9 protein-coding genes are annotated in these 11,529 nt (G+C 41.4%); 7 read left to right on the top strand and 2 right to left on the bottom strand.

The genetic code is table 11. The annotated features are described in order from the left end of the window. Window positions 1–49: 49 nt before the first annotated feature. From ACOAOT_RS14830 to ACOAOT_RS14805, 6 genes are all read left to right on the top strand, one after another. Window positions 50–826 carry a hypothetical protein gene (locus tag ACOAOT_RS14830; protein ID WP_420217695.1) on the top strand — a complete coding sequence of 259 codons (777 nt, stop codon included), beginning with the start codon at window positions 50–52 and terminating at the stop codon, window positions 824–826. Window positions 827–1,043: 217 nt separating this feature from the next. After that, window positions 1,044–1,997, top strand: coding sequence for an AraC family transcriptional regulator (locus ACOAOT_RS14825; protein ID WP_420217694.1), 954 nt, complete (start codon window positions 1,044–1,046; stop codon window positions 1,995–1,997). A 180-nt stretch (window positions 1,998–2,177) separates the two neighbouring features. Further along, window positions 2,178–4,178: a glycoside hydrolase family 31 protein gene (locus ACOAOT_RS14820; RefSeq protein WP_420217693.1), complete on the top strand. Its 2,001-nt coding sequence runs from the start codon at window positions 2,178–2,180 to the stop codon at window positions 4,176–4,178. A 393-nt stretch (window positions 4,179–4,571) separates the two neighbouring features. Further along, entirely contained in the window at window positions 4,572–4,742 is a 171-nt protein-coding gene (locus ACOAOT_RS14815; RefSeq protein WP_420217692.1) for a hypothetical protein, read from the top strand. A gap of 48 nt (window positions 4,743–4,790) precedes the next feature. Further along, window positions 4,791–6,623 (top strand): DNA helicase RecQ, encoded by a 1,833-nt coding sequence (gene recQ / locus ACOAOT_RS14810; RefSeq protein WP_420217691.1) that lies wholly within the window; start codon window positions 4,791–4,793, stop codon window positions 6,621–6,623. A 116-nt stretch (window positions 6,624–6,739) separates the two neighbouring features. Continuing rightward, complete coding sequence (locus ACOAOT_RS14805) at window positions 6,740–7,876, top strand: TRAP transporter substrate-binding protein (RefSeq protein ID WP_420217690.1); 1,137 nt, start codon at window positions 6,740–6,742, stop codon at window positions 7,874–7,876. A 26-nt stretch (window positions 7,877–7,902) separates the two neighbouring features. Here ACOAOT_RS14805 and ACOAOT_RS14800 read toward each other — a convergent pair whose 3' ends face one another. Both ACOAOT_RS14800 and ACOAOT_RS14795 read right to left on the bottom strand, forming a co-directional pair. Beyond that, complete coding sequence (locus ACOAOT_RS14800; RefSeq protein ID WP_420217689.1) at window positions 7,903–8,583, bottom strand: response regulator; 681 nt, start codon at window positions 8,581–8,583, stop codon at window positions 7,903–7,905. After that, window positions 8,555–10,171 (bottom strand): ATP-binding protein, encoded by a 1,617-nt coding sequence (locus ACOAOT_RS14795; protein ID WP_420217688.1) that lies wholly within the window; start codon window positions 10,169–10,171, stop codon window positions 8,555–8,557. Before ACOAOT_RS14795 ends, ACOAOT_RS14800 begins: the two co-directional genes overlap by 29 nt. 188 nt (window positions 10,172–10,359) lie before the next feature. On the opposite strand from ACOAOT_RS14795, the gene ACOAOT_RS14790 reads away from it, so the two are divergent. Then, window positions 10,360–11,529, top strand: coding sequence for an NAD(P)-dependent malic enzyme (locus ACOAOT_RS14790; protein ID WP_420217687.1), 1,170 nt, complete (start codon window positions 10,360–10,362; stop codon window positions 11,527–11,529).

Genomic DNA, 11,529 nt, shown 5'->3' with positions numbered 1-11,529 from the left:
CATTTAGAAGAATGGGAAAGCAGATACAAGATCAGGGAGGAATCATAAGATGCAGAATTTGTACCCGTTATTTGAGCGAAACCGAATATTAAAGAAGGAATTGCTATGGTCATTAAGAGATTATTCCTTTGCCCATATTCAACTGGAATATCAGGAATATGACCAAGGCATTCTGAGGGGATATGAAATAAAGGTCAGGGAAAATGATTTGGTTATTGGTCCCGGAATCTTTAAATATGGAAATTTTGTATGTCTTCAGACAGAGGAGGAACGGATACCTTATTCACCCAAGGAACAACTGCAGTATTTAAGAATGAAAGTGGAAGTGGACAGGACTTCTCCGGATTATATTGCTTACAAAATGGAGTATTATGTGACAACAGATGAAAAGAAGGAAGAGTATGAATTTGAACTTTGCCGCTTTCATTTGCGGAGCGGCGCACGGCTCAGGGATCAATACAGGGATTTTGGAGATATGGAAACAGAATATGATACAGTCAGCCTCATTTATTCAGATTGGGGAGGTTTAGGTGGAAAAACACTTTCTCCTGCAATTATAAAATATTTTGCAAAAATTGTTTTGGAAAGCGAAAACAGCCAGTTAGAGGACCGATCATTTGCGTATCTTTGCCTGGCACAGCCTGGGACAATTCCAGCTCATGTATTAATCTCTTATATTAGTAAGCGGAGTGGAATAAGGATGGAGATAGAAGAAAATAATCAATTAATTTACCGATCCATGCGCAGCATAATTGAAGAAATTCAAAAGGGAGGAGAAAAAAGTGCAGGCATTAGGAAGGAAAGGCATCGAATACTTGTGGATTGATTTACCTTGTCCAATACTTGCCTGCCTTTTGATAAAAAGTAAGCTATGCAGATTTATTAAGTAATTAATTTAGTTTTATAATGAACAATTCTTTGCTTTCGCATTACAAACAGGCTTATGTCTTACACGATTATTGTCGATGAAAAAGTGAAATCAAAAGGACTATATTCCGTTAATAACAGTTAATTGATGTAGATGAAAGGAGGCCTGAAAACCAGTGGAATCAACCAGAAGATTAAAATACAAAGAGCCAATTCAGCACGGAAACGCCTTCTTCCCATTCAGCACCCACGAAACTGATATCAGGCTAATGGAAGGAAAAACCTTTCACACCTATATTATGAACGGAGAGAACTTTGGAGGTCTGGTTGGTTTAGGTCAGGAGCCTCCCCTATATTTCCACTGTCACAGGGAACTGGAGTTATTCTGGGTATGCAAAGGAACTGCCAGAATCAGCATAGAAAATGAAGAGATTCAAGTCTCTGCAGGAGACGTTCTGTTAATACGCCCAGACAGAATCCACGGCTCCAATGATTTTCTAAAAGAAGACCTCATCTACCGGACAATCTTATTCAGCTATGAGTTTGTAGGCAGTATGGAAAATGACGTCATCAGGCAAAATTACATTGATCCCCTATTTTCTGTAACAACCGGACCTTATATCTTTCTGTCATCCGAGCAGCAGGAGAGTGAAAGACAGTACCAGCTTTTAAATGAAGCATACGCCATATATGAAAATGGCCAAAAAGGATTTGAGCTGCTTTTAAAAGCCAAAGTACTGGAATTCTTCTATGAAGTAGTAAAAAGCGGAAAAATAACACAAACCCAGGAACAGACTGATGCAGGAATCGGCCTGTTTATGAAAAACATCAATCATTACATAACAGAAAATTACACAAACAGAATCGAACTAAGTGACGCAGCAAAGCACGTTTCCATGAGCAAGGGATATTTTTGCCGTTACTTTAAACATGCATTTCACATGACCTTTCATGAGTACCTGACTCATGTGCGGCTGCGGGAAGCTGAGAATCTGGTTCGCACCACACACCTTGGTATGGAAGAGATTGCAATCCGCACGGGCTTTTCCAATTCCAATTACTTTACAGTCAGTTTTAAGAAGCATTATCATATGATTCCTACAAAATACCGGAACGAAGTCAATATTTAATCACACTGCACCCATCCCACAAGGAGAGGAGCCCCAATTATTTACGGAGCCCCTCTCCTTTCTTATCCCCTCCCCTATAAAGTCACTTTTTTAATAAAAGAGGTCAATAAAAACAGGGTAACTTCATGTGCATACAACTAAAATAATAGTATGAATCCGAAAGAAAGGGGTATAAAAGGCATGAATTATATTAGAGAAGACCAGGGAGCTATTATTTTTGAAAATGACGGGGAAACCCTCCGTATCGAGCCGTGGGGAACAAATTCCCTGCGAGTGCGAGCCGTGATGATGGGGGATATCAAAGATACGGATTACGCACTTCTTCCAGCACCATTTACAACAGCCTCAACCATAATAAAAGATGAGTTTAACGGCTCAATTACCAACGGAACAATCACCGCAGTTTTATCAGTAGACGACTGGCACAAAAGATGCAGGATAAGCTTTTTTAACCAGAAGGGAGAACTTCTTCTGGAGGAAGAAAAAGCGGGGGGAGCCCTTAATAAAAAGACTAGAAATTTTAAACCCAGACTGGGAGGTGACTATGAGTTGACGGTCACATTTGCCTCCAATCAGTCAGAACGGCTGTACGGAATGGGGCAGTATCAGCAGGAAGTCTTAAACGTTAAGAACTGCATTTTAGAGCTTGCCCATAGAAACTCCCAGGCTTCTGTTCCGTTTGTACTTTCCAATAAAGGATATGGCTTTTTCTGGCATAACCCTGCAGTAGGAACTGCTTCCTTTGGAAAGAACATTACTCAGTGGTATGGGGAAAGCACCAGGCAGATGGATTACTGGATCACCGCAGGGGATACCCCCGAAGAAATCGTGGGAGCTTATGCCAAAGCCACCGGAACACCTCCTCCCATGCCGGAACATGGCCTTGGATTCTGGCAGTGCAAGTTAAGATACTGGAATCAGGAAGAACTTTTAAACGTTGCCAGAGAATATCATAAAAGAGGAATTCCGGTAGACGTGATCGTGGTTGATTTCTACCACTGGCCGAAGTGCGGTGACTACCGTTTTGATGAAAATGATTTCCCCGATCCCAAAGCGATGGTAGAGGAACTAAACAGTTATGGAATGGAACTAATGGTTTCCATCTGGCCACAGGTGAATCTGACCAGTGAAAATTATGAGGAAATGAAACAGAAAGGGCTGCTTGTAAAATCAGAACGTGGAGTTCCCATTGCAATGCGGTTCCAGGGGGAGAATGCATTCTTTGATGCGACCAATCCAAAAGCCAGAGAATATGTATGGAAGTTATGCAGAAAGAATTATTATGACTATGGGATTAAAACCTTCTGGCTTGATGAGGCCGAGCCGGAATTTTCCACATATGAGTATGACAATTACCGTTACTATATGGGACCGGTTAACCAGATTGGAAACATCTATCCCCAGCTCTATGCAAAAACCTTCTATGACGGTCAGATTTCTGCCGGTATGGATACAGCGGTTAATCTGCTGCGCTGTGCCTGGGCCGGCAGCCAGCGCTATGGCGCACTGGTATGGTCCGGGGATATCCACAGCGATTGGAAGACCTTGAGAGAACAGCTTTGTGCCGGTCTGAATATGGGAATAGCAGGAATTCCCTGGTGGACAACTGACATCGGAGGATTCATGGGTGGAGATCCCACAGATCCTTCCTTTAGACAGCTGTTCGTTCGCTGGTTCCAGTGGGGAACGTTCTGTCCGGTTATGCGGCTTCATGGTGACCGGAGTCCATCAAAGCCGGTTAATCACGCAGACGGTTCCCCATCAATGCCAACTGGGGCAGATAATGAAATATGGAGCTACGGAGAAGAAAACACACCTATTTTAGAAAAATACATACGGTTCAGAGAAGCAATGCGGCCTTATTTACGGAAACTAATGAATGAAGCTCATGAATTTGGTAAACCAGTTATGCGTACCATGTTCTATGAATTCCCCCAGGATGAGACGTGCTGGGATCTCACCGACCAGTATATGTTTGGTTCTGATATTCTGGTAGCACCGATTCTTTACGAGAATACATACGAAAGAGATGTATATCTGCCTCATGGAGCAAGCTGGACCCTGATTTATGATGGAACAAAATACGAGGGAGGACAAATCGTTCATCAGACAGCCGGTATTGATCAAATTCCTGTTTTTCTTCGTTCCGGAAGTCATAAAGAATTGATTGGAAAAATATAAATCGGGTCCAAATCCGGTCAACTTGCCTCCAATCCGCCCCCAATCCATCCCAAATCCGCCCCCAAACAGGCCCTTTATTTACCAAAAATTACATGTAGAGCGCTAAATATTACATGAACGAAAAAAATGCAGACTTTTGTAGTATAATCACCTCAATGGAAACAGGAAGGGAGGAGATACGATTTTTACAGCAATTGCATTTATCGTAATTGGGTTGCTTCTGGTATTTATGCCATATGAAAAATTTCTTAAAATTTTTCCGGCAGCCAAATCCAAAATAATGATTAAAGTTTTAGGGGGCTTTTTTCTGATTTTTGGTTTTGGTTACATATTACTGGCGCTGTTCGTGTAAGATACAATTTTTACAGTTCAGTTTTGGAATATCAATATCATATGCAATCAGACAAGTATGAAAAAACTGTGATTTCAATCATTATAAATGATCGGAAAAACACAAAAGAAAGAAGCGGCGGAACGATTTCCCCGCTTTTTTCTTATGAAGATATGGAATATTTAAAATTTAAGAACCTGTTAACTGGAAAAATCAGGCGTATGATGTTATAATGAAAAAAATGAAACAAATATAGAAAAAGGAGCACAAAAATACGATACATGGATAAACATCAAGTACTCAGGCACTATTTCGGTTACGACAGTTTCCGGGAAGGGCAGGAAATACTGATTAACAGCATTCTGGCAGGGAGAGATGCCATGGGGATTATGCCGACTGGTTCAGGTAAGTCTCTTTGCTTTCAGGTTCCGGCTCTTATGACAGAAGGAATTACTTTAGTTATTTCCCCTTTGATTTCCCTGATGAAAGATCAGGTCGCTTCACTCAATCAGGCAGGCATTCACGCCGCATATCTTAACAGCTCTTTAAGTTCAAGTCAGTATATTAAAGCCCTCGCTTATGCACGGGAAGGGCGCTATCCCATTATTTACGTTGCACCGGAACGGCTTTTGACCGAAGAATTTTTAGATTTTTGCTTAAACGTCCAGATTTCCATGGTGGCTGTGGACGAAGCTCATTGTGTATCCCAGTGGGGACAGGACTTCAGACCCAGCTATTTAAAGATTGTTGATTTTATTGAAAAACTTCCAAAACGACCGGTTATCAGTGCTTTTACTGCTACAGCCACAAAGGAGGTTCGTGAAGATATTATTGACATTTTAATGCTTCAGGATCCGGCTGTTGTATCAACTGGTTATGACAGACCGAATCTTTATTTAAGTGTGCAGTCTCCGAAGGATAAGTATGCCACTATGATAAATTTTGTGGAGAGACATCCGGGGCAGTGTGGAATCATCTATTGTCTCACCAGAAAGATGGTGGAGGAAGTTTGTGGGAAATTAAACAAAGAGGGATTTTCTGCAACCAGGTACCATGCAGGACTAAGTGATGCAGAACGCAGAACCAATCAGGATGATTTTATTTATGACAAGAGCCTTATTATGGTGGCTACCAATGCCTTTGGAATGGGCATTGATAAGTCCAATGTCCGCTATGTCATTCATTATAATATGCCAAAAAATCTGGAGTCCTATTATCAGGAAGTGGGACGATGCTCCAGAGACGGGGAACCGGGAGAATGCCTGCTTCTTTATGGTGGTCAGGATGTAATCACCAATCAGATGTTTATTGAAAGCAATCAGGATAATCAGGAGCTTGATCCCATCACCCGAAAGCTTGTGGAAGAACGGGACAGAGAACGGCTGAAAAAAATGACCTATTACTGTTTTACCAACGATTGCCTCAGGGATTACATACTTCGCTATTTTGGAGAGTATAAGGAAAATTACTGCGGGAATTGTTCCAACTGCTTAACCGGATTTGAGACTGTAGATGTGACGGATATTGCAAAAGCCGTGATTGGATGTACGGAAACCAGCAGACAGCGGTATGGTGCCAACGTAATTATGGATACTTTGCATGGCGCCAATACGGCTAAGATCAGGAATTACGGTATGAATGAAAACCCCCATTATGCAGTATTATCAAAAGTTCCTGTATACAAGCTGAGGCAGGTCATGAATCATCTTCTTTTAAAGGAGTATCTGTCTGTTACCAACGATGAATATGCCATTGTAAAGCTGACACAAAAGGCAGCTGCTGTTTTAAATGAAGAAGAAACTATTCTCATGAAGATGGCAAAAGAGGAAGCCGCTGTTTCAGAGGCAAAAGAAAACCGTAAGACAAAGAAGAGCAGTTCATCGGCACTGGATCTTTCTAAGGCAGAGGAAGAACTGTTTGAAAAATTAAGAACACTTCGGCTAAAAATAGCCAAAGAGGAAAAAGTACCGCCCTATATTGTATTTTCTGATAAAACCCTGATCCATATGTCGGTGCAAAAACCAAAGAACCGGGAAGAGATGCTTCTGGTGTCCGGTGTGGGAACATTTAAATATGACAAATATGGAGAACGATTTTTAGAAATTTTAAAATAATAAATTCTGCCAGGAACAATTTGATCTGCTTCCTGGCGGAATTTTTTTAATTGAAATACAAACTTCTGGGCATAATGAAACAGAAAAGTTTTTTGAAACAAACAGGAGGAGCGATTATGAAGAAACCACTGGCTTTCCTATTTATTACTGCAATGATCCTGTGTCTGTATGGTTGTGGTTCCGGTATCGCTGTAAAAGAAAGCAGCAAAGCTTCCGCAGAAACAAAGGCGGAAGAAGCAGAGGCAGCGCAGGCCACAGCAAAGGCAGCCACTGCCACTACATCCACTGCAGCCACAAAAGCAGTGAGGGCAACTCCATCAGTGCCGGAACTGATCTTAAAGTATGGAGAAGTAAACCCTGAGGGGAATATTGATACCAAGGTTGCAGAAAAGTTTGCAGAATACGTATATGAATTGTCTGATGGAAGAATTAAAGTTGATATATTTCCAGGGGCAGTTCTGGGAGATGAGAAAACGTCTCTTAATTCATTAAAGACTGGGAATGGTTTGCTTGATTTATACCGTGTTAATACCAATGTACTGACTGGGTATGGGTTTAAAAAGCTGAATCTGTTTGGTCTTCCCTACATTTTCAAAAGCAGGGAAGGGATGTGGAAGGTTTTAGACAATAAGGAGCTTGGCAGAGCATTTCTAAATGAAGGACAGGAAATTGGCGCCAATATGGTAGGTCTTTTCTATACAGATGAAGGTGCCAGAAATATTTTTACAACGGAGCCCATTAAAGGTCTTGCTGATTTGAAGAATAAAAGAATCAGAGTGCCGGAATCCGTTCTTATGATGGACACCATTTCTGCGCTGGGAGCACAGCCCATTCCCATGCGTTATGAAGATTTATATAATGCATTGGCAAACGGTGATGTGGAAGGGGCTGAAAATCCCATTCCTGCGTATCTATCCAACCGTTTTTATGAGGTTGCACCTTATTATCTTCTAAGTGGACACGTTTTCAGCCCTGGAATCATCATGATGTCAGAACGAAAATGGAACACATTAAGCAAAGAAGACCAGAATCTCTTAAGGGAGGCCGGTAAAATGGCTTCGGAATGGAACAAGAAAGAAATTGTTTCTGTAGAAGAGAAACTGAAAAAAGAGATGGTGGATAAAGGAGTAACGGTGATTCCCATGACTCAGAAAGAAGAAGAGGAAGCCAGAAAAGATGAAGAAATCGTCCGGGTCAGCTTTACACCGGGGCTTGAAAAATGGTTATATAAAATCATTGATATTCAGAAATAAGAGTAACAGGTGAAAAAATTCACCTGTTACTCTTTTACATACCGGTAAATAATCGATGGCCGCCCACCAGTGGTATAATCGATGTCACTGACAATTTGCTTTTTGTCCAATAAATAATTCATGTATCTGCGTACGGTTACCCTTGATAAATGAACCTCCTCTGCAACGGTTTCGCTGGTGAGTGAATCTGCAGGATGTTCTCTCATAAAGGATAAAATGGTATCCAGAGTTTTTTCCTGAAGACCCTTTCGAAGAACCTCCTGCTGGGAAGCAGTGCCTGCAGAAACCTCAAACAGGGAATCCAGCTGCTCCTGAGAGAAAGTCTCCTGCTTAAGCAGTTCCTGATGTTCCATAAAACGTGCCAATGCGTGATTAAAACGAACATATTCAAAAGGCTTCACCAGATAATCAATGACTCCAAGACCCAGCAGCTTCTTTACGTGGGAAGCATCAGTAGCAGCAGTAACCATGATGACATCGATGTGCTTATGCAGCTTTCGTATCTCAGTCAGAAGTTCTACTCCTCCCATAACCGGCATGTAGACATCCATAATTGCCAGATCTGCGGTATGGTCCTTTAAATAATTAAGAGCATCTTTCCCGTTGGAAAACTGGCCGGTTACCTTTAGATATTTGTTTAATTCTACATATTGTCTGTTAATAGAAGCTACCATGGGGTCATCCTCTATAATTATTACCTGATACATGATGCTCCTCCTCTGTAAAGGTGATTGTAAATGAAGTACCTGTATTTTCTTCCGATTCCATCTCAATGATACCGTGATGCTGGTCCACCAGTTCCTTAATCAGGAACATACCAGACCCACGTCCGTCTCCTTTGGTGGAAAATCCTTTTTCAAATATATGATCCTGAAGATCGGCAGGGATTCCCCTTCCTGTGTCATCAACTGAAAGGATACTTCCCGATTGCCATATATTAATTCCTACTTCAATTTCCTTAATATCACAGCTTATGTCATTTAACTCTTCAATTGCATTTTCAATCAGATTACCCAGAATGGTAATGTATAAATCTACTGGCAGGTGAAGCTCTGATTCCACACAGGAACTGTCTGGTTTAATGGTGAGACGGATACCAAGTTCCCCTGCACGGATAATCTTACCAATTAAAAGTGCTGCAATGCTGGAAACCTGGATCTGCTTGGTTACCTCACTGACTGCCAGAGTAGATGCCATGCTTGTATTGATGATAAAATCCGTCACTTTTTTTGGCTGCCCCATCTCAATAAAACCCAGTATGATGTGAAGCTTATTTTTAAATTCATGGTTTAAAGCGCGGAGTGTCTCCACCATGTAACGGGCTCCGGTCAGTTCTTCTGCCAGACGGGTGTATTCCGTCTTGTTGCGGAAAATGGATACAGCTCCGGCAGTTTTTCCATTTTCCATAATGGGAATCCGGTTTGACATGATGTGTTTGCCATTTATCATAAGACTGATATTATATTCTGGCAAGCCTGTCTTCAGGACATTGGGAAGTTTTGTTTCCGGATATAGCTCCGTCAGCTTTGTTCCGTACTCCGGCATAGTGTCAAGATCAAGTATTTTCTTTGCAGATTCATTAATAAGGATCAGTTCGCCTTCGGTATTGATGGCAAAGATTCCCTCTTCCAGGGCATCCAGAACTTCCTTCCTTTCAATATGAATTTTACGGAATTCTTCTGGTTTATAACCCAGCAGTATTTTTTTCAGACGGCTATACAGCAACTCGGAAACAATAAAGCCAATGGAAAGCAGCATCAGAGCCAGAAGCAGAAAAACAAGCAGGATATTTCTGGTCAGCTGGGAAATGCTGGCAGTCAGTACAGAAACCATAACAAAACCAATGATTTCACCCTGTTCATTTTTTACGGAAAAAAAAGCACGGCGCTGGTTACCTAAAGTACCTTTTCCGTTTGTGATGTATGGGGCAGCGCCGTTTAATATGGCAGCCTCGTCATCTCCTACAAAGGTTTTTCCGATCAGTGCCTTGTTATTATGATAAAAGCGGATGCTGTCTTTATTACAGATGGTAACCACATCAATATAGTCCAGTTCTTTAACCAGCAGATCCATGCGTTTATTAAAGGCCATAGAGGGTTGTCCCTTTTTTAATATATCAGCAACTTCAGGCATACCGGATATAAAAATACCAGCATTTTTTATGTTCATATCCAGAGAATTTCTTTTTGTGACCAGATTATAATGAAGTGACACGCCTAAAGTCAGTAAAATAGCAAGCGTTATGCTGAAAATCTGAGAGACGTAGATCTGGTGTTCCAATGGTTTTTCTTTCATGTAGTACTTCCTCCAATGAATCTATTGTATTAGAAACAGGCTGGAAAATCAACGGTTATCGGGATTATGAAGTTGGTTTTCTTTACTTACATAAGGTTTTAATAACGTTCACAAGATTTCAAAAGACCAGTATCGGTGATAACATACGGTTATAATATAAAGTCAACGAAAGGGAAGGGTGAAAAGTTATGGATTATAACAAACTTGCACTGGAGCTCCACGAAAAAAACAAAGGAAAAATCGAAGTAATATCAAAGGTATCAGTAAAATGCAGAGAAGATTTAAGCACTGCTTATACACCAGGGGTAGCAGAGCCATGCAGAAAAATAAGAGATGATAAATCAGAAGTATACCGCTATACAGCAAAAGGAAATCTGGTTGCTGTGGTTACAGACGGAACGGCTGTACTGGGACTTGGAGATATCGGCCCTGAAGCAGCAATGCCAGTAATGGAAGGCAAATCCATTCTTTTTAAAGAATTTGGCGGAGTGGATGCATTCCCTATCTGCCTTGATACAAAAGATACAGAGGAAATTATCAAAACAGTCCGCTATCTTGCGCCAGGTTTTGGTGGCATCAATTTAGAAGATATTTCCGCACCCAGATGTTTTGAGATAGAACGCCGCTTAAAAGAAGAACTGGATATTCCGGTATTCCATGACGATCAGCATGGAACAGCCATTGTGGTATCTGCGGGTATCATCAATGCATTAAAGGTTGTTGGAAAGAAAATCGATGAGGTAAAAGCTGTGATCAACGGAGCAGGATCCGCCGGTATTTCAATCTGCAAGCTCTTATTATCCATTGGAATGAAAGATGTGATTCTGGTTGATAAAAAGGGTGCTCTGGCAGAAGGCGAAGAGTGGATGAATGACGCTCAGAAGATGATGGCTCAGGTTACCAATCCGGAAAACAAACATGGTGAATTAAAAGATATTATGGAAGGAAGAGATATCTTTATCGGTGTTTCCGCTCCAGGAATCGTGACTACACAAATGGTGGCTTCTATGGCAAAGGATGCAATTGTATTTGCAATGGCAAATCCAACACCAGAGATCATGCCCGATGAGGCAAAGGAAGGCGGAGCAAGAATAATTGCAACAGGACGTTCCGATTTTCCAAATCAGATCAACAATGTACTGGTATTTCCGGGAATATTCCGGGGAGCCCTCGACGCAAAAGCAACGGATATCACGGAAGAGATGAAGATAGCGGCTGCTTATGCAATTGCAGACATTATAAAGGAAGAAGAACTGACAGAGGAATACATCATACCAGGTGCATTTGATGAACGTGTTGCAAAAGAAGTTGCTGAAGCGGTGAAACAAAAAGCAGTGGAGCAGGGGGTTGTAAAATAA

The organism is Lacrimispora struthionigena, assembly GCF_048627165.1.
In the GTDB taxonomy this organism is placed as follows: Bacteria; Bacillota; Clostridia; order Lachnospirales; family Lachnospiraceae; genus Lacrimispora.
Note: the sequence above shows the minus strand (reverse complement) of the source record. Positions and strands in the feature narration are given on the sequence as shown.